The sequence below is a fragment of the Synechococcus sp. MIT S9508 genome (assembly GCF_047303045.1).
Classification (GTDB): domain Bacteria; phylum Cyanobacteriota; class Cyanobacteriia; order PCC-6307; family Cyanobiaceae; genus Synechococcus_C.
In genome coordinates this window covers 342,636-367,354 of the sequence record NZ_CP138941.1, presented here as the reverse complement: position 1 = coordinate 367,354, position 24,719 = coordinate 342,636, and the positions used below count along the sequence as shown (strand labels likewise).

The 24,719-nt window shown below is 55.1% G+C and carries 13 protein-coding genes; 9 read left to right on the top strand and 4 right to left on the bottom strand.

From position 1 onward, the window contains the following. Positions 1–27 precede the first annotated feature (27 nt). From SIB42_RS01945 to SIB42_RS01930, 4 genes are all read left to right on the top strand, one after another. Entirely contained in the window at positions 28–1,170 is a 1,143-nt protein-coding gene (locus tag SIB42_RS01945) for an MGDG synthase family glycosyltransferase (protein WP_067093262.1), read from the top strand. Between the two features lie 140 nt (positions 1,171–1,310). Beyond that, positions 1,311–2,630: an MFS transporter gene (locus SIB42_RS01940; protein WP_197459856.1), complete on the top strand. Its 1,320-nt coding sequence runs from the start codon at positions 1,311–1,313 to the stop codon at positions 2,628–2,630. Between the two features lie 244 nt (positions 2,631–2,874). Then, positions 2,875–9,402 (top strand): thioester reductase domain-containing protein, encoded by a 6,528-nt coding sequence (locus SIB42_RS01935; protein WP_067093260.1) that lies wholly within the window; start codon positions 2,875–2,877, stop codon positions 9,400–9,402. Then, positions 9,339–10,580, top strand: coding sequence for a glycosyltransferase (locus SIB42_RS01930; RefSeq protein ID WP_067093259.1), 1,242 nt, complete (start codon positions 9,339–9,341; stop codon positions 10,578–10,580). Before SIB42_RS01935 ends, SIB42_RS01930 begins: the two co-directional genes overlap by 64 nt. On the opposite strand, the gene SIB42_RS01925 is transcribed toward SIB42_RS01930, so the two are convergent. Beyond that, a complete protein-coding gene (locus tag SIB42_RS01925) occupies positions 10,577–11,134 on the bottom strand; it encodes an SRPBCC family protein (RefSeq protein ID WP_067093258.1) in 558 nt (185 codons plus the stop codon). The genes SIB42_RS01930 and SIB42_RS01925 overlap by 4 nt on opposite strands. A gap of 121 nt (positions 11,135–11,255) precedes the next feature. On the opposite strand from SIB42_RS01925, the gene SIB42_RS01920 reads away from it, so the two are divergent. Together SIB42_RS01920 and SIB42_RS01915 are read left to right on the top strand one after the other, a co-directional pair. Continuing rightward, the gene (locus SIB42_RS01920) at positions 11,256–12,245 is read left to right on the top strand and encodes a hypothetical protein (RefSeq protein WP_156485129.1); all 990 of its coding nucleotides are present in this window, start codon (positions 11,256–11,258) and stop codon (positions 12,243–12,245) included. Then, a complete protein-coding gene (locus SIB42_RS01915; protein ID WP_067093256.1) occupies positions 12,245–13,684 on the top strand; it encodes a cytochrome P450 in 1,440 nt (479 codons plus the stop codon). Before SIB42_RS01920 ends, SIB42_RS01915 begins: the two co-directional genes overlap by 1 nt. On the opposite strand, the gene SIB42_RS01910 is transcribed toward SIB42_RS01915, so the two are convergent. The 3 genes from SIB42_RS01910 to SIB42_RS01900 form a co-directional block, all read right to left on the bottom strand. Next, positions 13,674–15,290 (bottom strand): hypothetical protein, encoded by a 1,617-nt coding sequence (locus SIB42_RS01910; protein WP_156485128.1) that lies wholly within the window; start codon positions 15,288–15,290, stop codon positions 13,674–13,676. The genes SIB42_RS01915 and SIB42_RS01910 overlap by 11 nt on opposite strands. 350 nt (positions 15,291–15,640) lie before the next feature. Continuing rightward, positions 15,641–17,401: a GumC family protein gene (locus SIB42_RS01905; RefSeq protein ID WP_067093254.1), complete on the bottom strand. Its 1,761-nt coding sequence runs from the start codon at positions 17,399–17,401 to the stop codon at positions 15,641–15,643. Positions 17,402–17,403: 2 nt separating this feature from the next. Further along, positions 17,404–18,597, bottom strand: a complete 1,194-nt coding sequence (locus SIB42_RS01900) for a polysaccharide biosynthesis/export family protein (RefSeq protein ID WP_067093253.1) — start codon at positions 18,595–18,597, stop codon at positions 17,404–17,406. A 1,245-nt stretch (positions 18,598–19,842) separates the two neighbouring features. Between SIB42_RS01900 and SIB42_RS01895 the strand changes: the two genes are divergently transcribed. The 3 genes from SIB42_RS01895 to SIB42_RS01885 all read left to right on the top strand — a co-directional run bounded on the left by SIB42_RS01895 (position 19,843) and on the right by SIB42_RS01885 (position 24,716). Continuing rightward, complete coding sequence (locus SIB42_RS01895; protein WP_067093251.1) at positions 19,843–20,874, top strand: NAD-dependent epimerase; 1,032 nt, start codon at positions 19,843–19,845, stop codon at positions 20,872–20,874. A 40-nt stretch (positions 20,875–20,914) separates the two neighbouring features. Next, positions 20,915–22,228, top strand: a complete 1,314-nt coding sequence (locus tag SIB42_RS01890; RefSeq protein ID WP_304440526.1) for a nucleotide sugar dehydrogenase — start codon at positions 20,915–20,917, stop codon at positions 22,226–22,228. A 724-nt stretch (positions 22,229–22,952) separates the two neighbouring features. Beyond that, complete coding sequence (locus tag SIB42_RS01885) at positions 22,953–24,716, top strand: ABC transporter ATP-binding protein (RefSeq protein ID WP_067093249.1); 1,764 nt, start codon at positions 22,953–22,955, stop codon at positions 24,714–24,716. Positions 24,717–24,719: the final 3 nt, after the last annotated feature.

Sequence of the window (24,719 nt, the reverse complement as noted above, 5' to 3'; positions counted from 1 at the left end):
AGACAACAGGCATGAGACCCTGATCTGATGAGGGTTTTGATTTTCACGTCCAGCGGTGGCACTGCCCATGACGCGGCTGCCTATGCGCTTCAGGCCTGGCTCAAGCGTTGGGATCCAACCGGTGAGGTGTGGGTTGAGCATGTGCTGGAAAATGCCAGCGTTTTTACCCGCGCAGGAGTTGCTCTCTACAACTGGATTCAGCGTCATGGCCCCTGGATGCATCAGATCTATTGGCGTGTTGTGGAGTGGGAAGACGTCACGAAGCCAGGAACTCTGCTTTTCGGACGTTTCCATGTGATCCGTCTACTGCGACGTTTGCGGCCGGACTTGTTGATCTCTACGCACCCTCATATCAACCGTGGTCATTTCGATTTGGCGAAGCGGGTCTTCCCTGGTCTGCGCTGCATCACCTGTTGTACGGAGTTGGAGGGTGGCTTTGGCTTCAGTCGCAATTGGCTGACGCGACGGGCCGAGGCGTTTTGGACTCTCTCCCAGGAAGTCAGCGATGACGTGCGTCGTCGTGGCTACCGTGCATTACCGACCCCGGCGCTTGGTCCGTTGTTCGATCCCGCGTTTGAGGCGGAGCTGGAGCGAGAGATTCCGGATAGTGATATCGAGCAGCTGCCACTGCTGGTGCTAGGAGCTGGGGCCAATGGTGCCAATAACCACATTCGTTTGCTGGAGACCCTGCTGCCTTTGGCTGGGAAGATCAGGGTTGTCGCCCTCTGCGGTCGTCGTCAGGCGGCATTTCTGCAGGTGCAGTCCTGGGCGGTCCAGCATCCTCAGCTGGAGGTTGAACCGTTGGCTTTTCAAGGCCCAGCAGCGATGGCGAGGCTCTACAGAACAGCCTGGGCGATGGTGGCGCGACCAGGAGCGCGAACATCCACTGAAGCATTGGCCTCCGGCTGTGTGCTGATTTTTAATGGATATGGCACAACGATGCCTCAGGAATTATTGGCCCTTCGCTATTTCCAAGCTCGCGACATCAATTGCTGTATTCGTCAGCCAAAGGATCTTGTCGCACTGTGTCGGGCTTGGATTGAGCAGCCTCACCAGTACCAACAGTTGAAGGCACGTGTTCAGTGTCATCGCTTAAGTGCCGACCGAGAAGCGATTCGTCGGCTTCTCTTCGATGGTCCGCAAGCACTGGGCTTATTTCAGGTTTCCTGATGCAATCCCAAGCGCGTTGATTGCACTGAATACATGAAGTTGCGTTCTTCCTATTTGATTAGAGGGTTGAATCATTTTTATCAGACACATCTCAATAGGTGTGCACTGCCCCCCCTGTTTTTTCTCAACATTCTCTTGTGGTGAAGAGATCCAATCGCCTGTTTCGCTACCTCTGGGGCGGCCAGCTGATTTCGAACCTGGGGACTCAGACCAGTCTCTATGGCGTCGGTCTTTGGTTGTTTTCTCAGTCGGGACAGCTCCTCGACTTCGGCTTGGTGGCAATGGTGGTGCAGGGGGCACGCTTGCTCGCTTTGCCACTGTTTTTGCGTGTTTTTTCGACTTGGCGTCCTGGTCGATTGATGGTGCTTTGCCATGCCACTGGTGCTGTGTGCACGGCTTTGTTGGCATTTTTGTTGCTCAGCTCTTCAGCGGATGCCCCGCCACCTTTGGTCGGTGTTTTAGCGATTCAAGCCTTGGCCGCTGTGGCTGAAGCCCTGTTGGTGGTGCGTCTCTCGAGTCTGATTCCGCTGTTGATTTCTGATCAAGAGCGCTTACAGCGCGCCAATGGATTGTTCGCCACGGTGGATGGTCTTGTGATCACCATGGCTCCTTTCCTGGGGAGCTGGCTTGTGGCCAGTCAGGGCCTGGGCGGAGTCTTGCTGGTCGACGGCATCAGTTTCGTATTGGCTCTGTTGAGTGTTTTGGTGGCGCCTTGGTTGAAGGAGGTCCGGCGCCTTAATTCGGTTACTTCAGTAGTGCCTGATCAGATCTTTGCTGCTGGTACGTTGCACCGATTGATGTCGCTCTGGCAGCGCTCTTTGCAAGCTCGCTCAGCTCTTGTTTTGACGGCGCTGACGGCATTTGTTTATGCATCCCTGGAAGTGCTTTTTCCTGCCTGGGTATCCCTGGCCTATTCGCCTGAGTGGATGGGTTGGGTGCTGATTACAGGCGCCTTTGGTTACTTGATCGGGTTCGCATGCTGGCGGTGGCTGCTGGGACATCGCTGGCGAACCGTCTTGCCTTTGGCCCTGGTGGTTCAGGCTTTGATCTTGATGGGTGCTGGCTTGCAAGCCTTTGCTCATAGACCTGTGATTTGGTTTGGAGCCGTCTTTGTCTTCAGTGCAGCTTTGCCCGTTGTGATGGCAGCACTTCACCAGGCCTGGGTGACCCTGGCTCCCCGGGACTCACTTCCTCGTTATTTTTCGTTGCGCTATGGCTGCGAATGGGCAACCAGGTTGTGTGCCTTTCTGGCTGTACCTTTGCTGGCTGATTACGGATTGCGCCCGTTACTCGATTGGCCTTTGTGGCCGTCTTGGTTACTGGGAAGTCTTGGTACCGGGCAGGGTCGCGTGATGGCGATTGGCATTGGGAGTCTGGGTTGGGTGATCGTCGCTGGGTTGTGCGCGAGACGCCTTTCTTTGGTTACCAACCCATCCATTGATGCTGCGGGTCCTTATTGATGCAGCTTCTATCGCGCCCAACGCATAGGCCGCCGGGTGGGGGCTGTGCTGGTTTTGAATGGGTGGAGATACAACCAGGTCCAACAACTTTGGTTTTTCAGTTTTTGCCAGACAGTTGGGTCGTTTGCCGAATTGGAAATATCGAGGAACCGGTTCGGCTGTGGCCTCGCTCGTTCGACTCACTGAACTGCGTCTGTGAAGATGTTCATGCCGTCCGCGTGAACGGAAAGCAAGTTTCCGGCGCATGACTCAGCAGATCACTCAGGTTTCATCGGTTCAAGAGCCCATCGCCGTTTTGGGCATGGGCTGCCGTCTCCCTGGTGGGGTCGAGAGTCCTGAACAGTTCTGGCAACTGCTTGCGGAAGGACGTGAGGCGATCACTGAAATTCCCTCAGATCGCTGGGATCTTCAGCTTCACCATCATCCTGATCCGCGTACGCCGTTGCACCAGCATGTGCGCCGAGCGGGCTTGGTGGATGGGATCGACCAGTTCGATCCAGCTTTGTTTGGCATTAGCGGCAGGGAAGCCCAATGCATGGACCCTCAGCAGCGCTTTTTGCTTGAGGTGTGTTGGAGGGCGATGGAGGCGGGTGCTCAGCCCCTCGAGCAGTTGCGTGGACGCTCAGTGGGAGTGTTCATGGGCATTTCCAGCGCTGATTACCGAGCTCTGCTTTGGGCTTCTGAAAATCGATACCTCACGCCTGACAACGAACCGTTCATTCTCACCGGCAACACCGGTTCCATTGCAGCCAACAGGATTTCTTACGCCTTTGATTTCAAAGGGCCCAGCTTCACAGTTGATACGGCTTGTTCTTCGTCGTTAGTGGCTTTGCATTTGGCTTGCGAGAGCTTGAGGCGTGGTGAATCGGAACTGGCCTTGGCTGGCGGTGCTCAGGCTTTGATTCACCCCGCTATTCAGATGAGTTTCTGCAAAGCCGGTTTGCTGTCGCCCGAGGGCCGTTGTCGCAGCTTTGATGCAGCAGCTGATGGTTATGTGCGTTCTGAAGGGGCGGGAGCTGTGCTGCTCAAGCCGTTGGCGGCGGCGTTGCGAGATGGTGATCCGATTGAAGCTGTGATTCGTGGCACGGCGGTGAATTCCGATGGGCGCAGTAAGGGCATGGCCGCGCCCAGCAAAAAAGCTCAGATCGCTTGTGTGCAATCCGCTTATCAGGCCTCTGGCTTGTCCCCGGCTTCAGCGCAATTGGTTGAAGCCCACGGCACCGGCACTCGCCAAGGGGATCCCATTGAACTCAGGGCTCTTGGAGCGGTGCTGGGGCAGGAGCGGCCAAGCACCGAACCCTGTTTGCTGGGCTCGGTGAAAACCAATGTGGGTCATTCGGAAACCGCTGCAGGCATTACGGGTTTCATCAAAGCCGTGTTGTGCCTCAGGCAGCGCATGGTGCCTGCCAGCCTTCATTACTCGCGGCCTAACCCCAGTGTGGATCTGCCTGCTTTGGGCTTGAAGGTTTCGACAACGCTGCAACCTTTCCCAAGACCTGAGCAGGAACTAGTGGTCAGTGTCAGCTCGTTTGGATTTGGTGGCACCAATGCTCATGCAGTTCTGAGCGGTGCTCCTCTTGAGCCTTCTCAACCCAAGTCAACATCTTTTTTAGAGCCTTCATTGCACCTGCTCTGGTTGACCGCGCGCAACGAGGAAGCTCTTGATCTGCTTCGTGCACAAACAGCGGATTGGCTTGAGGCTCATGCTGCCGTCAGCTTGCAGGACCTCTGCGCCAGCATTCATCTGCGACGCTCCCAATTTCCCTATGCGGTGGGGTTGATTGCGAGCAGTGTTCAAGACTTGGTACTCCAGTTGCGCGGGCAAGAGCCTGAGGCGTGGACCGGTGTCGTTGATGCGCGTGGACCTGGGGGATTGCCAGAGACGTTGAGAGATTTGAAACAGCAGACTCTGTCTGAGGGTGCCGCGGGGGTTGAGCAGCTCCAAAAGCTTGTTCAGGCTTTGGCTCAAGGAGCCCCGATTGATTGGTTGTCATGGCATCAAGGTGCCTCCTGGCATCATCTGCGGCCTCCAGGTCACCCCTTTCTGCGTTCAAGTTTTTGGTGGACGCCACGAGATCAGGGACTGGACCAAGGCAAAGCCAGCCTTTGGTTGGATCACGTCGGCTTTGGCAGCAGTGTCACCTCTGAGCAGTCAGGAATGGCTTTACAGAGGTTGGATCTTCCAGGACCGTCAGAGCATTGGCAGACCGAGTTGGATCCGGTTGATGCTCGCGATTTACAAGACCATGCGTTGTGCAGCTATCCCCTGTTTGCGGCAGCGGGTTATCTCGCCCTTCTCCTGGATTGGTTGAACGACCAACAACAGCCACTTCAATGTGCCGATCTCAATCTCGATCGTCCGCTGTGGCTCAACGCCGGATCGGTACAACTGCAGGCTGTGCGCAACGGTAATTCGTTCAGCTTCCATGCCCGCGCCCCTCAGGCCGAAGATGGCGGCAGCTGGCAGCGCCATGGGCAGCTACGGCTAACCACAGCCTTTGAACAACCGATTCAGCCCCTGCCGGCATTGGTGTTTGACCCTGGTGCTGAGCTGGATGTTGCCAATTTCTACCGCTCCCTGAAGAGTCTTGGGCTGGATTACGGCAGCTGCTACAGGCCGCTTGTTGATTTGCAAGCGAACGCCTCAGGTGCTGAAGCACTGTTGCAGCGTCCGGAGGCGGCCCCTGATCGCAGCCTGATCGATGGTTGTTTTCAACTGGTGGCTGCGGTTCTTGCCCAAACGCACGCTGATGGTCAATTGCTACTCCCTGTGGGAGTGGAGCAGATGCAGATGTTGCGATGGCCATTGCCTGACCAACTGCGTTGTCGCTTACAACTTCGCCTGGACGCACTCAGCCAGGCAGATGAGGCAAGTCGCGCGCATGTGACCGCTGACTTGGATGTTCTCGATCTCTCTGGGAACTTCATCGGAGCGATCCGTGGCCTCCAGTTCCGGCGTCTGACGCGAACGTTGCTGGAGTTGATGCTGCCTGAGGACCCTTCCAGACCTGTCGCACAACTGCTGGAGGAGATTTGGCAACCCATTGCGGCACATGCACTCAGTGACTGGAGCCCAAGAGCGGCTGAGCCCATCAGCCTGATTGCGTTTGGGCCATTGCCAGATGCCGTTAGGGAATGGAGCGAGCAGCAGGCAATCACGCCTTTTGAACTGGATTCACAAGCGGATCCTCAATCGGTGACTTCAGCGCTGGTGCAGCAACTCCAGGTGCTTCCTCTCAGTCAGCCTCGCCAGTTGCTGTTGTGGATGCCTGCTTTGGCCTCACCTGCTGCTGAGGCGGTCCAGGCGGCAGTGCGTTCCCTGGCACAGGACTGTTCCGCATGGCGTTGCAGCACGATCACAGCTTCGCCTTCTGCTCTGGCCAGTGGGCTGTCATCCGCTGATTGGCAACAGCTTTTGGCTGCCACCGCCGGTGATGCTGAGGTGCTCTGGTCTGGTCCTGATCGCATTGAAACCCGCAGTTTTCAGCCCATTGATCAAGAGCGGTTTCGCATGCTTTCCGATGGGACTGGTCGACTTGAAGGTCTGCTGAAGGCGCCCTTGCCTCTAGCGCGTCTTCTCCCAGGAGAGCTGGAGTTGGCGGTGGAGGCCACGGGGCTGAACTTTCGAGATGTTCTCAACGCTTTGGGGCTTCTGCAAAGTCACAATCAATCCCTCGGGCTTAGAGCCAATGCTCAATTGCCATTCGGTGGCGAAGCTGTCGGGCGGGTGGTTGCTGTCGGTCCCGGGGTGGATTCCTCGTTGGTGGGCCAGCGGATGCTTGCTGCGCTCACCCTGGGAAGCCTGGCAAGCCATGTGACTTGCAGGGCCATGCTCTGCGTGCCCTGGCCAGAAGAGTTGGATCCAGTGCTTGGGGCAAGCCTTTCGACAGCTTATCTCACGGCAGAGCATGGGCTCGAGCAGCTCGCCCGGCTTCAAGCTGGGGAGACGGTTTTGATTCATGCGGCTGCAGGTGGCGTTGGGCAGGCAGCTGTGCAGGTGGCCTTGCGCTGCGGTGCTCGCATCCTGGCCACCGCCAGTGAGGCCAAACAGGCTGGATTGTTGGAGCAAGGTGTGGAAGCGGTCTTCGATTCCCGCTCCACGGATTTCGGTGATCAGGTGCTCAAGCACACCGAAGGCCGCGGCGTTGACGTGGTTCTGAACAGCCTGAAAGGTGAGTGGGTGGATGCCAGCTTCCAGGCGCTTGCTTCTGGCGGGCGCTTTGTGGAGCTGGGCAAGCTGCAGATCTGGACCGACCAGCAGGTGCGGGAACGACGGCCTGACGTGGGCTATTTCCGCTTTGACCTGCTGGAAGTGGCAGCTCGCGATCCCCAACTCATGAGGCAGCGATTGCTGCGATTGGTGGCGGCTGCCCAGGACCAAACCCTTCCCGCTTTGCCTGTCTCAGCCTTTGCTGTGGAGCAGTGCAAGGACGCTTTCCGGCGGATGTCGCAGGGCAAGCATGTGGGCAAATTGGTGATCACCCTGCCCAGCCAATCCCCTCCTTGTGCTGTTCGTGGTGACGGTACCTATTTGGTGGTGGGTGCTTTTGGAGGAATCGGGCAACGTCTCCAATCCTGGTTGGTGGATCGGGGTGCCCGCTCGTTGTTGTTGTTGGGTCGACGTCTGCCAGTACCAGGCTCGGATACTGCCGAGTGGTTGGACCACATCCGTTCTCAGGGTTTGCAGGTTGAGGCGCTCTGCTGGGACGACCTTCCTCAAACACTCGCTGAGCTACCTCAGGACATGCCGCTGCGTGGCGTCTTTCATGCTGCTGGAGTGCTGAAAGATCAGCGAGTTGGTGAGATTGAACTCACCAGTCTCAATGCCGTGTTTGAGGCCAAACTGGGCCCTCAGCAGCAACTGGACACTTTGCAAAAGCTGCAGCCAGATGCGTTTCAACACCTCGACTTCCAGGTGATGTTTTCGTCACTCGCCGCGGCACTGGGTTCGCCTGGCCAGTTGGTCTATGGCGCTGCCAATGGGGCTGTTGAATCCAGCTGCCGCAATGCGGACTCTGAGGGGCCAGTTCAGCTGGCGATTCAGTGGGGGCCTTGGGCTGGTTCGGGCATGGCTGCAGGGTTGGAGCGGCGCTTTGAATCTGTCGGCCTTCATCTTCTGGCGGAAGATGAAGCATTCGCGGCTCTGGAGTCATTGCTGCAGCGAGGTCGTAACGGAGTGGTGACGGTGATGGCAGCCGATTGGCCGCGGCTCGTCAGTCAGGCCTTGCCCCGCCAGGCGGCTTGGTTCAGATCCCTGATCCATGAAGTTCCGGGTCGATCAGAAGCCCAGGTTCGCGCTCAGTTGGAGGCCTTAGCAGCGGATCAGCGCAGGCCATGGCTGCTGTCTACGCTTCAACAGCTTCTGGCCGGAGTGATGGAAGAACCGGAAGCTCAGCTCGATGCTCACGCCAGCCTGTTTGATTTAGGGCTCGATTCGCTGATGGCGGCAGAGTTTGCTGCCGAAGTACAGCAAGCATTGGGCTGGCGTCTTGATCTGGCTGCGTTCAGCGACGCCCCCTGCCTGGATGATCTGGCCAGTATGGCTCTCGAGCGCTTGTTGCCAGACGGCTCGGCAGCGGCATCGGAGGGATTGGATCTTGATCAAGAGTCTCAGCTGGATGACAGTTGGTCATTGCTGGAGAGCCCGTCCGTGGAGGCGCCTGGAGAACGCGTCCTGCTCACTGGCGCGAGTGGCTTCTTAGGCGCCTATCTTCTGGCAGGGCAACTCCGCCAATGGCCGGATTTACGGATTCGCTGTTTGGTGCGATCGGCCTCCGAGCAGCAAGGCTTGGAGCGGTTGGAGCAGAACCTGCGCCGTTATGGGCTTTGGCAGGCCGCCTGGCAAAAGCGATTGGATGTGGTTCTTGGCGATCTTGCCCAGCCTCAGTTGGGCTTGGATGCAGATCAGTTTGCTGCGCTTGGCAAGGGCATTGGCGGCATCCTCCACAACGGTGCCCAGTTAAGTCAGATGGCGAGCTATGCCCAATTGGCGGCCACCAATGTGGGCGGAACGCGTGAGCTTCTGCGTCTAGCAGCTGCTGATACTCCCAAACGCTTCGCCTTGATTTCCAGCGTGGCGGTGTTTGAGGCCGATGCCTGCCGCGATCAGTTGATTCTTGAAGACGATCCGCTTGAGGATTGGCGAGGCATCCAGCTCGGCTATTCCCAAACCAAATGGGTCACGGACCGGATGGTGCGTCGTGCAGCAGCAGCAGGATTGCCTGTTTCGGTGTATCGGCCCCCCTTGATTGCAGGTCCATCCTCTGGAAGTACATGGCACCAGGGAGACTTGCTTCAGCGCTTGCTCCAGGGCTGTTTGGCCTTAGGTGCTTCGCCTGATTTGGCCTGGGAATTGGATGTGGTGCCTGTTGATTACGTTGCGGATGCGGTGTCGGCTCTGGCCTGGAGTGATGAGGCACAAGGTCGTGCTTTCCATCTCCAGCATCCTGAGCCGCTATTGCTCACCACTCTGTTGAGGCAACTCACTGATGGCATGGACGGTTGGCAAGTGTTGCCGATGCAGGAATGGATCTCAGAGATTGAGCGGAGCTCTGGCAACCCTCTCCAGCCTTTGCTGCCCTTCCTTCAGCAGGGCTGGGGCGACGACGGGTTGACCTATCCCGAGCGCAACTGCGTGGGTCAGCGGGCTCGCCCGAGTTGTGCCTACACGGCCCAGGTGTTGGAGGCCCATGGTGTGCGCTGCCCCCCATGGCATCAGTTGATTGGGCCCTGGGCTTCGGTCCTGCTGCTTCAGGAGCAACTGGCTCGCTGATGCCGGCCTCGCTGTTGTTGTTGGCCTTCTTGCTTGGGCAAGCCCTGCTTGTCTTTGCGTTCAGCCAACGATTGCGTTTTTTGCGTAACGCGTCCGATTCAGCGGCTTGTGCTGACGCTGCTTGTCCTGATTTGGAAGTGGTGTTGTGTTTGCGGGGTGCTGATGCCTGCCTGCCGCGTTTGCTGGAGGCGTTGGCTGTTCAGACCTATCCAGCTCCTTGGCGGTTGCAAGTGTTAGTGGACAGTGATCAGGATCCAGCCTGGGCCCTGCTCGAGCCCTGGCAAGGACGTGAAGATGTGGCCTGGGCTGAGCTTCATTGCTGCACTCTGCTTCAGCGCCCAGCCCAAGGGTCGCTGAAATGCGCAGCACTCAACCAGGCGTTTTCTCAGCTTCACCCCAGTAGTGCTCTGGTTGTTCTTCTGGATGCCGATATTCGTTTCCCAGCCAACGGCTTGGAACGTTGTGCGCGCTCTTGCCTCCAACCAGGTGTGGGTGCCATCTCAGGGAATCGCTGGTTTCGTCCTCTTCCCCCCACCTTTGGAGCTTTCGGTTGGAGCAGCTGGACACGAGCCGTCTGGAATGCAGGGGCCGTGGTGCTGATGACGTTGTTGCAGATTCCCTGGGGCGGCACCCTTTGCGTTCGCCGTGAGCTGGTGGAGGCCGGTGATTGGAGCGAGCTTTTAAGGCGTGGTTTGTGTGAAGACACTGGTTTGCTCGGGCCCTTGAGGCAGTTGGGATTGAGCTATCGCTTCGAACCAAGCCTGCTCATGGTGGATCCCGAACCAGCACAGCCAATGATGCCATTAGGCCGCTGGATCATCCGTCAACTGCTCACAGCTCGCCTGCATCACCCTGCTTGGCCACTTGTGGCCTTTCATGGCCTTGGCAGCATGCTGCTGTTGGTGTTTGCTTTGTTTCAAGGAGCCTGGTTGGCAGTGCTGATCTATGAGCTCGGATGTGTTTGTCTGCTCTGCTGGATTCAATGTTTGCTGCGCCCTCAGGACCCTGTTCGGGTTTGGGGTTGGCTTGTGGGACTTCTCCCTGGCCAATTGGTGGATGGACTGGCCACCTTGTCGGCCTTGTTAACGCGCCATGTTTCATGGCGTGGTGTCGACTACGCCGTGCAGTTGAGACCTTCGTGCGTGGTGCTCCGCGGGGATAGGGGTGTTGAGGTTTAGTTGTTGGCCTGCATCAGCTCACTGAGGCGTTGCATCGATTCACGCAAGCTGTTGCGAGTGAGTTCAGCGAAGACCGGTTGCAGCATGCCTGGCAGCTCTGGAACCAGAGTGATGGTGTGACGCAGACGAGTTCCTGTTGTTGTTGGCGTGATCGTCCAGCTGCCATTGAGCTTGCGAATGCGATCGCCTTTCAGCATGTGAAAGTTAATTGCTGTTTTTGGGCTTTCTTTCACGGACAGGGTTGCGTTGATTGTCAAGCCAAAGGTGTAAGGCGCTTGATAGGTCTGGCGCATCCGAATCAGATTGCCTTGACGGCTCAGCAGCTGCACCTTGCTGACGTCAGGCATCGCCTCTCCCGTGGCGACATAGTTCGTGAGCACGTTCCATGCATGCGCTTGTGACACTGGCAGCGTCATCTCAGCCGTACGGGTGTTGCCTGACTGTTGGATTTGAATCGTCGTTGGTTCCGCGCCGTCCGATGGCGTTGCTGGTAAATGTGTCATCACGAGCCCCAGTCCGAGCAATGTTGATCGCAGGTGAAGCTGGATGGACATGGCAGTGAATCGAGCAGAAGAGTTGAAGAAGACGGGATCATCGTGCAAGCGACGCACTTACTTTCTCAGCGGGTTTGACCCCCGAGGTGTGGCGCATTATCAGCGTTTATTTGCGCGGCTGATGAAACACCGTGGTTGGCGTTTGGGGTCTCGCCAGGAAGGTCAAAGGATCACCCGCTGGCCATTATTGGATCCTGGGGTTGATCAACACTATGAACTTGCTTTTTTGCATTGGGATGACATCGCCCGTGCGAACTGGCCAAAGCACCCCTGGCCTTTGCTGACCCAGTTGCTTGGATTTGCGCGGGCTTATCTGCTGCAGGGCGGACTCGTGGATACGGCGCGGTTGTGTCCTGGTGTGGCTCTTTGCGGGCTTTACCCCGTCATGGTTTTGATTTTGGTCACGCTTGCAGCGGTTGCCGCTGGAGTCTTGGCTGCCTTCCTCTGGTTTCCGTTGGTGCCGTTGGTGGTGGCTGTTGTGCTCTGGCAGGGCTGGCGGCTGGCGGATCGTTTGGGTGTGGTGTGGCTCTGCCGGTCAATCTTGTTCACCCATCGCCTTGGCAGCATGAGAGACACCATGTTGCGCCAGCGGGTGCAGGAGTTGGTGGGGGCATTGCTGGCCTTGGAACAGATGAATCCCGCTGATGAAATCCTGTTAGTGGGTCATAGTTCCGGATCGTTTGTCTTGGCGATGGTGGCGGCTGAATTGCGACGCCATCCCAATTCCACACCTATCAAGTTCAGGTTGCGTTTGCTGAGCCTGGGGCAGAACCTCGCCAATCTTGGCTTGTATCCAGGTGCGGAGGCTTTTCGCGATGATCTTCAGATGCTGGCGATTGAACCCTGTTTGCCCTGGCTGGATGTCACCTCCTTCGATGACCTGTTGTGTTTTGCCGGCGTGAATCCCTATCAAGCCTGCGGTTTGCCTGTGCCCAAGAGAGGCGACAGTGACTACCCGCGGATGCAGTTGTTGAATCTGCGTCAAGCCAACGGCTTACATCGCAAACGGCAATGGTTGGCTCAGCTCTTTGACCTCCATTTCGATTATTTGACCAATCCCGCTTCAGGTCTGGATCTCTGCGGGCTGATGACTGAAGAAAGCAGGATCTGATGGCCATCACACCCCCTTGGCCAAAGCCCTTGCCCTACACCGCCAACGTACTGCGGCGCCTAAAGCGCGGATGGAGCAGTTGGTTTGGTTTGCTTAATGAATGGGATTTTCGCATCGCTCTTGGTGAGCTCAATCTTCTGGGCCTGAGAGTGTTTTTGGTGAATGATCGAACACTGCTAAGGCGCGTCCTTGTGCAGGAGGTGGACGCCTTCCCAAAGCACCCATACACACTGTGGATTCTTGAACCTCTGATTGGGCGAGCCATCTTTTCTGTCAATGGAGACGAATGGGCACGCCAGAGGCGTTTGGTTGATCAGGCGTTTCAGGTGGCCCAGTTGGAGCAGGTGTTTCCTGCGATGGAGGCTGCAAAAGAAGCAATGTTGGAGCGGCTTTTGCAGCAGCCTCCAGATCTAGGCGATTGCAGCCAACAAGGATCAGAAATCGATATCGAGGCTGCGATGACCTGGGTCACCGCTGATGTGATCGTCCGCACGATCCTCAGCAGGCCGGTCCAAGAGGGAGAGGCACGCGAGGTGTTTGAGGCGTTTGGGCGCTATCAACGCAAAGCTGCTCGGGCACTGATCTTGCGCTTTGCGCGTTTGCCACGGCGTTGGGTGCAGCGCTCGCTGACACGCGATGCGCTGGTGATTCGTCAGTGGATCCAAGGAGTGATCGAGGAGCGGCTTGCGCAGCCTGAGGCTGGTGTGAAGGATTTGCTGGGTGCCCTTCTTGCCGCCGTGGATCCACAAACCGGTAGTTCCTTCACGACTGAGGAATTGGTGGATCAAATTTGCTTTCTATTTCTGGCCGGTCATGAAACTTCAGCCAGTGCCTTGAGCAGTGCCTGTTGGCTGTTGGCTCTGGATCAAGAGGCTCAGGCCCAGCTGCATGCAGAAGTGGTATCTCTCCCTGAGGTGGTGACGTACCAAAGCTTGAGGCAGATGCGTTACGGGGCTGCCGTGTTTCAGGAAACCTTGCGCCTCTATCCGCCCGTGAGTTTCTTTATTCGTGAACGCGTCAATGAAGAGACTGAACTTTCGGTTCAATCGATGGAATTCCCGCAGCAAGCACCGTCGACCAGTCGTTGTCCGGTGGGATCTTTATTGACCTTCTCTCCCTGGGTGATTCATCGACATGACGACTATTGGCCGGAACCTCATCAATTCCGCCCAGAACGCTTTCTGGAAGGTACAGCATCAAATCAGGAGATTCTCTGCCGAAAAGAAGCTTGGCTCCCTTACGGCTTAGGTCCGCGAAAATGCCCCGGAGCTGCTTTTGCCCAGCAGGAGGCCTTATTGGTGCTGGCAGAGCTCATCAAGCACTTTCAGCTCTTCCCCGGAAGTGAGGACCCAGGCCCTCAATGGACCGGGCGACTCACATTGCGTAGTGCATCGGGTGTTGTGTTGAAGCTTGTACCGCGATCGGTGGTTAAAAACTGATGAGTAATCTTCCACCCAAGCGCACCTGGTCTGCATTGATCAACTGACCAATATCAAGCAGCGATGCTGCAGTACTTCCATAGGCCTCAAGCGCCATGCTGTCTGTGACATGCCAACGAAGCCCCAAGGTGCCGTTGCTTTGGGACATTTGATTTACAACAAGATTCCCTTCTGGAATCAGCTCCCAACCCGGCGCTAGTTTCACATTTGCGCTCAGGCCAAGACCCCACAGAGTGCCTACCCCACTCCATGCCACCTTTGGGTTCACATTAAAAGCAAGCCAGTCTTTTGCTTCCCAAGTGTTGATGGATTCAGCGAATACGTAGCCCTGGCCGGAGCTGCTGTTTGCATCACTTCTACCGAGGGTGATCCGTCCACCTCCCCAGAAAGGGGCTCCGCGCAGGGGACTGAAAGCTACGGCTTTACCGCCGATGCGCCAGTTGTAGCCGCCGTCGTTTGCATAGGTGCGTGCCTGGGGAGTGGTCTGGGGCACATTGTTGTAAATACCTCCGCTGAAGAGAGAAAGCTGGAACACGTTGGAGAGCGAATAGCCAACGAATCCATTGACGTTTCCGCCACTATCAGCATTGATCCACGCTTCTGTGCTGGTGTCCGGTGGGACCAGGGCGGTATTCACCGTGAGCCCCCCTTTGGTGAGTGATTGTTGTCTCGACGTAAGCGGTGCTTGCGGTGTGTCGGCAGTGCCAGGCGTGAACACGAAGCTTGCGGAATAACCAAGTCGGTTATCAGAGGGCAAAGCGAGTAGTGCTGTGGCTGGTGTTGTACCAAAGCCATTGGTGATCAGGCCCTTGAGTCCGATGCGTGGATTGAGATCCCAGTTGATGCCTGCTGAAAGAATGGGGACACGAGAAAAGGCCAGATTTGCGTCGAAGCTGTTGGTGCCACTTCCAAACGGTTGGGAGATGCTGGCGGTGAATCCCAGCTCGGGAAATGGTTGGAACAGAACACCGCCGCTGACATAGGGGTTGGTTCCATAGAACCTGCCAGCCCCGCCCTGGTCAGCTCCTTGGGTTGAGGGCAGAAAGCTCACTCCTGGCGCAAAGCTGAATTGCCACTGTGCGCTTGCTTGCCAGCTCACCGGCATGCTTAGGGATCCCACGATGTTGCGCGTGAAGACTCGGCTGCCTGAGTTATTGAAGATGTTGGGGCTGGCATCGTCGCCTGAGTCGGCGAATGAGTCGTCACCGCCACTACCCACTTCCCAGGCTTCAAGAGAGCCAGTAATTGCCAGCTTCCAGTTGTCTTGATTGAGTACTTGCCAGCGGGCCGCGGCACCGTAGCTCTGCCAAAAATTGGCTGGTTGTACTTCGAAACCGGTGAGTGGGGCGTTGAGGGGGTCATCAGCCTGGCTAATAAAGCCAGACACCATCAAATTGTCGTTGAAACCAACATCGAGGTTGACCGAATAATTCTGGTTGCCAGTGCCGGTATCACTCTCGAAGGGTGAGACGTTTCCAAACGAGATGCGCCACTGATCTGCAGGCAACGTTTCCGCTGTGGGCACGGAGGGTGAAAGTCGCAGCAGTGGTTGGTAATCGCTTGGTTTCAGAGGAATGGTGCTGAGCATTGCTTCGGCTTCTTCCAAGCTGGTTGGTGGGTTGACCTCCGAACCCGATGCTGTTTCCGAAGATGGAAGATCTTTCAGATCATCGGGTTTGAGTACCTCCCACACAACTACTGTCGATGGTTGATTTTCTGCATCTGGTTCAGATTCAGGGACAACTTCCCAGTACAAAGACGTCAGGGATTGATCCTCTTCATCGGATTCAGTGACTGTTTCCCAGATCTCATGTGCAGGTGTTACGACGGGAGAGTAGAGGGGCTCCCAGACAACCTGAGCATGGGCTGTCTGGGGGCACAGCGCACATCCCACTGTCAAGAAGGAGCCTGATAGGAAAAGTTGGCCTGTTCTGATTGGAAGGGAAGTTGTGTTCTTCACCCCAGATTCAGTTCAGGATCGAGTAGTACCCAACCCGCAATAGGAGTTCCCTGAAGTGCAAGTTTTTGGCTGAGTTGCGAGAGCTGGGTGCGAGTCACAACTCCTACAGCAGTGAGCACAAGTTGGGTGACACAGTGACTCGTTTCGCGAAGGTCGGTACTCACAATCAATTCGCGGCCCTTGAGAGCTCGACGGAGTTCCGCACTGAAGGCTTGCAGCTGATCGTTCGGAATGTTTCCTAGAGGAATTAGGGCGATGGCACTGTTTTCAGTGCCCACTGCCAGTGGTCCCGAGGCAAGTAGGTCTGTTGCATCGGTCCAAGTGTCTTGGGCCATGGCAGGCAGGTGTTTAAGCAGTGGACATGGCAGCAAGCTTTGCAGTTCATTTGTGCTGAACACAATGCCCGAGCGGCGATCTACGACTAGTGCAGCACCAGTTCCAGCGACCAAACCAATAAGCAGACCAAATGTAAGTGTCTTTCTTTTTATTGGGCTCACGGGAGTGTCAAGCAGGGTGGGTGTGGAGATCAATTCCCAAGGATTGTTGTCGCGAGCTTGTTGCAGTTCTAATTGTTTGAGCTGGTTCTGAAGGGTCACCATTGTGGCCTCATCACGTAGCGCTTCCTGAGTCAATTCACGGTGACGGGCTACGACTTCTTTTGGTCGGTTTAAGGCTTTGAGCTTGGCCCTGGAGAGGTCGAGCTCACCATTCAGAAGTGCAATCGTTTGTTGGTTGATGTATTTGATGAGGGTGTTTCTCTCTCTTTCCAGTTTTGCTACCAGGGGATCGTTGTTTTTGAGGCGCGAACGTAATTCGGACAGACGGACCTCTACCGCAGTGAGTTTGTCGAACGTTGAGGACTTGTCGGTCATAGACGACAACTGTGAGGCAAAGTAAACAGACCCTGCACCAGCTCTATTTACTTCTTGTATTTGGACCTCAAGAGCTTTTACCTTTTGTTGAGCCTGGGTGCGAGCAACTTCAACGCTGCCACCAGTGGCTGAAACGACAGCTCCTCTTCCTTTGCCTTTGCCTTCTTTCTCGGAGACACCAGCTCCAGCAACGTTGCCAGCGAGAGGGAGACCGTCGAGAATGCCGAGACCATGGGTGAAACCGTAATCTAGAGCTAATCGAGAACTAGCTTTTGACTTGGGCTTGATGATGTTGATTTGTTCTTTGAGATAGGCAATCAAATTTTTGAGTTCTCGTTTGCGGCCTCGATAGGAATAGCTTTGATACTCCTCAGAAATCATCTTGGTGATCGGCAGGACTATTTGTTTGTCTGTGTCGCGGAATTTCACGTTCACAACAGTGGTTCCTTTGACTTGTTCTGCAGTAATGGCCGAACTTGCCCAACTGCGGAATCGCATATTTTGCGCTTGCTCAGGCGGTTTGCGAGCTTTAACTGCGTCAAAAACTGGTCTCAGCACTGAAGGGCTCTTAAGGATTGCGAGCTCGGTAGCGGTTGAATCCTTTCCGCCACCCTGGCTTCCAAGGAGGCCGCTGAGGCCTAGTTCTGCACCCAAGAGGGCGGTACTACTAGCTGATGACTTATTTGCTAGCACGATCTGAAATTCACCTTGGTAGATCGGCTTAGCCTCTAGCAGGCTTAGACCAGACAGGACGAGCCCTAGTGCTCCGCCACCAGCAATCCAGTTTTTGCGCCTAAGTAATGCTCCAATGACTTGATGCAAATCAATGTCATCGCTTTGACCAGGCAAAAGCTGAGTGGCCTTTTCAATTGGTGCTTTGCTCATTACTAGAAGCCGTTGAACAGGCTGTATACGGAATAGATACCAAGGAATGGTCCAGTGAGTTCGTCGAGTACGGCGAAGGTGGCAGAGAGTGGTGACTCATTAACTCGCACTACATCCCCGCCCATAAGAATTGGATTTTTGTAGGAGCCAGCAGGATTGTTCCCTCCTACAGAAAACTTGCGTTTATCAGTGGTGCCATCACGGTTGAAGCGAACGAATTCGACGCGACCGCGCAGGATCTTCTGTCCGCCAGCAGAAGCGAGGGCTTGATCGAGAGACGCACCCTGTGGAAGCACTTTGGATCCTGGCTCATTTACGCGACCTGTAACGAAGACCTGAATGAAGTCAGGGCTCAAATTGGTCTCTCCTGCTTTGATGATTTGTTCACGCAATACAACAGGCGAACGTGCAACTACTACAGAGTCGCCATCAAAAAGTCGAATGTTTTGAGATTCGTTGCCCTCGGTGATGAAGCTAAGAAAATTAAGACTAGTGCGAATTTTTCCGCCTCCGCTGCTTAGGGGGCGTTTGCGGGTAACGATTACATCTTTGAGCTTCGAATAGGGGGTGACGCCGCCAGCGACACGCATTGCATCAAAGACAGTGGGGATGCGGAGTGCTTTCTTTACGTCTGCTCCAGTTATGGTTGCTATGTTTGGACCGAGCGGATCATAAGGGTTGTTGGTGATGCCCTCGATACCCTCTGGTGGATCTAATTGATTTACAATTTCTTGCTGGTCGGTAAGGAAGTAATAACCAGGTCGTGCAACTTCTCCTCCAACATAAACACGTATGGGTCTGTACTTAATTGGGCCTATAAAAACCTGCGGTTCTAATACGTACGCACTAAACTGTTGGGTCAAGAAGTAGCGAAGTTCTTCAATGGTTAGACCTTCTACGTAAAGTGAGCGGAGCCTAGGGAGATATATCGTACCGTCGGGTCCAATGGTGAATCTTCCCGAGTATTCGGGAATATCAAGAAGTTCTATAGAGATTGAGTCACCTGCGCCGAGTATATAAGTACCATTTGGAGATCTTGTGTGTAGTTCCTGCTCCGAAGAAGCCTTTTTGACCGCTACTGCCGGCGAAGCTTGTTCTTGCGTGTTTGCCGTTGGTGCATGTACTCCAAAGGCAAGTGCTGCACTTGCAAAAATTGGGAGGCAGTGCCTCAAGCTTGTTGATGCTGTTAGCTTCATACAAGGAATCTTAGTCAAGCTTGCAAGTAGCCCGAAAAGGGGGTGGTCAGGGTTTGTAGTGGCTCAAGTTAATAATAAAAGGCTAGATTGTTGTGCTATAATTGATTTTTTATCTTTTGCGGATAAGTGCAATTTCAGGATTACTTGTGAATGTTCAGGTCGCAATCTGAAACATTGTATACGATTGCTTATTAGTATTTAAGCTCCGACTTTATATTCCTTCTCTTTGAGGTGAAAGTTTTATTGCTTGCAGATACTTCTAATTTCTAGGAGTCGATCGCTCAGGAGTGGGCCTGCGTTTACTCGAAAAGCTCATGCGGCCCGGCAAAATGGTTGGACCGAAGAAACAAAAAGGGTGAGTCAGCCGCAAAGCCTTGGAGATAGTTCCGCGCCGCCGTAAAACTCATTCAGCCAATTGGCTAGCCCAAGAGGTGGCTCCTATGGCTTCCTCACACCCTTAAGAATAGCGCCGTGAATGATGGATCAATTCATGATTGATATTCTTCTTTGATAAGGTGGAGAATGGAATTCGGCTAATACTCAGACTCGCCTAGGTGCTACCAGGCTAATGTCAATGAAGACTTCAAGGACTCCAATTTAAATGTAAAATCGGTAAAAATATGCGCGCTTAGCAGATATTAATCCTAGGTTTTGCTGATTAGAGGCTGGCTGTCAATCAAGGGCTGTCAATCAGTTTTTCATCTACGTTTGCTCTTAAAAGGTTCGCTCAGCACAGTCTCGGTATCTCGATATCATTGCAGACTGGGGGATGAGCTATTACGAAAGATGTCGTAATATTTTTGTAACATGATCCATTTAAATGCAATTGTCCTTGCTCCATCCCTGTTTTCTCTCGATTCACCCCGGCCGATCAATCTGATAAAGATCTTTGCCACTGCTATGTAAAATTCTTGGAATGAGTGTCACTGCTGAGGCGGTAGAGCGCTGCTCCCGCCCGCTGAGACGGCTGAAAGATTTTTTGTGTCTACGCCCCTCTTCAAGTGATGTTCTGCTTATCACTCAGGGCTTGCCATTGCAATGGTCAATCATGGTGAAATTCTATGGAAGTCCCCCCACCCCCGACTTCACCCCAAAGAAAAAGCTGGAGGTGGACTACCTGTCCGCACTCTCTACAAATTTGCTTATCCCATGAACCAACAGGTCGATCAGAGCGTTGGCGCTTTTTTTATGAGCTGGATCAGCTTGGATGACGAATGCCATGTCGTTTCTCTCTTTGTGCTCTGAATGACTGTTCTCGTTTCCGGCGCCGCAGGCTTCATCGGCTTCCATCTGAGCAAACGGCTGCTGGAGCAGGGTTCTGCAGTGGTGGGGTTTGACAACGTCAATCCCTATTACGATCCGGCTCTTAAGCGAGCCAGGATTGCTCAGCTCGAAACCACCGCACAGCTCACTGGCAGTTCTTTTCAATTGATTGAAGGGGATTTGGAAGATCGTTCCGCTGTGGAAGCAGTCTTCGCTAAGTACAAACCTCAGAAGGTGGTGAATCTGGCGGCTCAGGCAGGAGTCCGTTATTCGATTGAAAACCCAGCGGCTTACATCCAGGCCAACCTCGTGGGGTTCGGTCACATCTTGGAAGGGTGCCGGCATCAAGGTGTGGCTCACTTGGTTTATGCCAGCAGCAGTTCGGTGTACGGCGGTAACACGCGCATGCCGTTCTCCGAGCAACACAGCGTCGACCACCCCGTGAGCCTCTATGCCGCCACTAAGAAGGCGAATGAATTGATGGCCCACACCTACAGCCACCTTTACGGGTTGCAGGCCACTGGTCTGCGTTTTTTCACCGTATATGGCCCATGGGGACGACCCGATATGGCGCTATTTCTCTTCACCAAAGCGATGCTGGAGGGTAAGCCGATCCAGATTTTCAACAAGGGTGAGATGGTGCGGGATTTCACCTACATTGACGACATTGTCGAAAGCTTGATGCGGCTGCTCGATAAGCCGGCCAAGGCGGATTTAACCTTTGATTCGCAAGCTCCCAACCCCTCCACCAGTTGGGCCCCCCACCGTGTTTTCAATATTGGCAATTCAAATCCCACGCCGCTGATGGACTATATCCATGCATTGGAGCAGGCCCTTGGGGTGACGGCGGAAAAGCTGATGCTTCCGATGCAGGCCGGAGATGTGCCGGCGACGGCGGCCGATACGTCCGCGTTGGAAGCTTGGTTAGGGTTTAAGCCCAATACGCCAATACAAGAAGGTGTTGCGCGTTTTGTGGCCTGGTATCGCGAGTTTTATGGGGTGTCAGATAAGTAATTCAACACAACAGTCCTTCCCCCCACTTGCCACTTGCAACTTGGCGGTTATCGGTCTGGGCTATGTGGGCCTGCCGCTGGCTGTGGAGTTTGCCAAGCCCCAGTCCTGCTTGCGAACTGGAGTGGCCTTGATCCGCCGGGTGATCGGCTTTGACATCAACCAGCAGCGTCTCCGTGAGTTAGGCGCCGGCCACGATTGCAACAAAGAAACCAGTCCCAAGGAGTTGGAAGCGGCAATTCACCTCGAGCTCACGGGCGATCATGAACAGCTGGTAGGTGCGGATGTGTTCATCATCACTGTGCCCACCCCGATCGATAGCGCTAAACGGCCCGACCTCACCTTGCTCCAAAATGCCAGCGCATTGGTGGGTAGGGCCTTGTGTTCAAGGGCTGCCGCAGGAATAAGCAGCCTGCCGCTGGTGATCTTTGAGAGCACGGTGTATCCGGGTGCCACAGAGGAGGTATGTGTGCCGATTCTGGAGAAGACTTCAGGCCTTACGTTCAACGAGGGCTTTTTCTGCGGTTACAGCCCGGAGCGGATCAACCCAGGTGATAGTGAGCACAAGCTCACTACGATCACCAAGGTGACCAGTGGTAGCACCCCGGCTGCTGCTGATTGGGTAGATGGCCTCTACGGCTCGATCATCAAGGCGGGCACTCATTTAGCGGCGAGCTTGAAAGTGGCGGAAGCCGCCAAGGTCATCGAAAATACTCAAAGAGATCTGAACATTGCCCTCGTGAACGAGTTGGCGATGATCTTCCGCAAGATGGAGATCGACACGCTAGATGTGCTCGAAGCAGCAGGTAGCAAGTGGAATTTCCTGCCCTTTCGGCCGGGTCTTGTGGGCGGCCATTGCATCGGTGTGGACCCCTATTACCTCACCCATAAGGCGGAGCAGCTGGGCTATTACCCCCAGGTGGTGTTGGCAGGCAGGCGAATCAATGATGGGATGGGCTCCTGGGTGGTGGAGCAGCTGGTGCTCGAGATGGCTCGGCGCGGCATGGTGATCTCAGGTGCCAAGGTGCTGGTGCTTGGGCTTGCGTTTAAGGAGAACTGCCCAGATCTGCGGAATTCTCGCGTAGTAGACGTTGTGGAAGTGCTGCAGCGTTACTGCATGGAGCCGCAGGTGATTGATCCCTGGGTCGACCCTGAGGAGGCTCAGCGGCTCTATGGCTTACAAGTGACCTCTGAAATATCCACTGCCAGCAACTATTGCGCGGTGATTCTGGCGGTGGCGCACCAGCAGTTCACCTCACTATCCAACCAAGTGTGGCGCCAGCTAGTGGCCCCTGGTGGTGTGCTGCTAGATCTAAAGAGCAAGATCCCCCGCGAACTGCAAGCCATGCGGTTGTAACCCTGGGTCGCGGAGTTTGTTCACTACCTCAACGACATTAAAAATTTGGATTGCGGTGGCGCAGCATCAGACTTAATTAAGCCTAGGGTCATCAATTTTTTACTTCTTTTGCCCCAAGAATGCCCATTGACTTGCAGCAGCTCATCAATGGCTTGATCTAGCTGGACTCTTTTGTCGGATCCTGAGTCGAGTTGGAAGGCGGCTAGAGAAGCAAGGCAACCTCGATTCCTATGGTTCTTCTAAATGACGAGATCAGCCAGGAGAAATGCGAACTTAGCAATGCCCATAAGTTGAATTATCTAGGGGTTTAGGTGGTGTGAGATGCCCGCCCAATAGTTTGCACTATGTCATGGGGAATCTGGGAGGGAAGGTGGATTAAGTTCCAGTATTTGGCGGCTTTGGTGGACGGTGTCGCCAAGCGCCAAGGCAACAACGAAACAGATTTGAACTTGCAATACCACTCTGAGGTGATGGACATGGGCGACCTTCACTCCAGATAATTTGTTAAGCCATCGCTCAAGGTGATTTTCCGATCTGATTTCTGGTGCAGGTTGAGATGTAGTGCAACCTGCTCTTGAATCCAGAACATCAGACCACACTACCTGCCAAGGCTTGGGCTTTTATTGGCTGCAAGATTGGCTCTTTCAGGTTGTTGAGTTCGATCGTGGCTGGTATGTAACCCAACCCCCAACCTGCATCGTCAATAACACCAAAGCCACTCCCTATGACCCCAGCCTCAATCCAACCCACCCGCACACTGCTTCTCGACATCTTTAGCCTTCTCAGCCGCCGTCGCCGGATCCAGCTGGGGCTATTGCTGGTTGTGATGCTGGCTAGTGGTGTGGCCGAGCTGGTGAGTTTGGGGACGGTGTTGCCCTTTCTGGCGGTGCTGACTTCGCCAGAGCAGCTGTGGCAGAAGCCACTAGTCCAGGCGCTGGCGCTGCGCGCGGGTTTTATTGGTCCAGCCCAGCTGCTTCTGCCGGCTACGTCGGCATTTGTTGCGGCGGCGTTGGTGGCGGCAACGGTGCGGCTTACGAATTTATGGCTAAACACTCGGCTTGCGGCGGCAGTCGGATCAGACTTGAGCGGCGAGGTCTACCGGCGCACGTTGTATCAGCCCTATGTGGTGCACGTGCAGCGCAACAGCAGCACGGTTATCAACACGATCACCCTCCAAGTGGGGCGCACTGTGGGTGCGCTCAATTCAGTTTTGATATTGGCCACTTCCTTGATGGTGGCAGCGTTCCTTCTCATCGGTCTGCTGCTGATTAATTGGAAGGTGGCGTTGTTGACGACGGCCCTGTTTGGCAGCGCCTACATTTTCATAGTCAAAATCAGCCGGAGCAATCTCAGCCGCAACAGCCGCCAGATCACTGCGGCCAGCGGCCAGCTGGTAAAGGCCGTACAGGAGGGCCTAGGGGCAATTCGGGATGTGCTACTGGATGGCAGCCAGCCTTTCTACCAGGAGATCTACCTCAAGGCAGACCGGTGCCAGCGACAGCTGCAGGCCAAAAACGACTTTCTTGCTTCATTTCCCCGTTTTGTACTTGAGGCTCTGGGGATGGTGGCGATTGCTCTGTTGGGCTTGCTGCTGGTGGGGCAAAAGGATGGCGGCGGCGAGGTGATTCCGCTGTTGGGAGCCCTAGCCCTTGGTGCCCAGCGCCTTCTGCCCGCTTTGCAGCAGGCCTATACCGGCTGGGCTTCTTTGAAGAGCTTCAACGCAGATCTGGCAGGGGTGATAGAGCTGCTCAAACAGCCTCTGCCGCCAATGTTTGTGGCGTCGGCACCTTTAGAGTTGAACCACGCCATCCAGCTTCAGGGGGTGCGCTTTCGCTATGCCCCCCAGTTGCCGGAGGTGCTGAGCGGGCTGGACTTGGAGATTCGACGGGGCGAGCGGATCGGTCTGGTCGGGAGTACTGGCAGTGGCAAGAGCACCACTGTTGATCTGCTGATGGGTCTGCTTGTGCCGAGTGGCGGCCGATTGCTTGTGGACGGGCTGGATCTGCACGATCCGCTTTACCCGAAGCGGCTGCTTGCCTGGCGGGCGGCGATTGCCCATGTACCCCAGAGCATCTATCTGGCGGATGCCTCGATTGCGGAAAATATCGCCTTCGGCATCCCAAAGGATAAAATCGATCTTGAGCGAGTCCGGGATGCGGCGGCGCAGGCCCAAATAGCCAGCTTCATTGAGGGCAGCGATGGCGGATATAAAAGCTTTGTGGGGGAGCGGGGCATTCGACTCAGTGGTGGCCAAAGGCAACGGATCGGTATTGCCCGGGCGCTATATAAGGAGGCCCGGGTTTTGGTTTTTGATGAGGCCACTAGTTCGCTCGATAACACCACCGAGCAAGCGGTAATGCATGCAATCGACTGGTTGAGTAAGGAGCTCACGATCGTGATAATTGCTCATCGGCTAAGCACGGTTCAAAATTGCGATCGAGTGATTCGGCTAGAAATGGGTAAATTATATGTCCGCCAATCTTCGTGACAC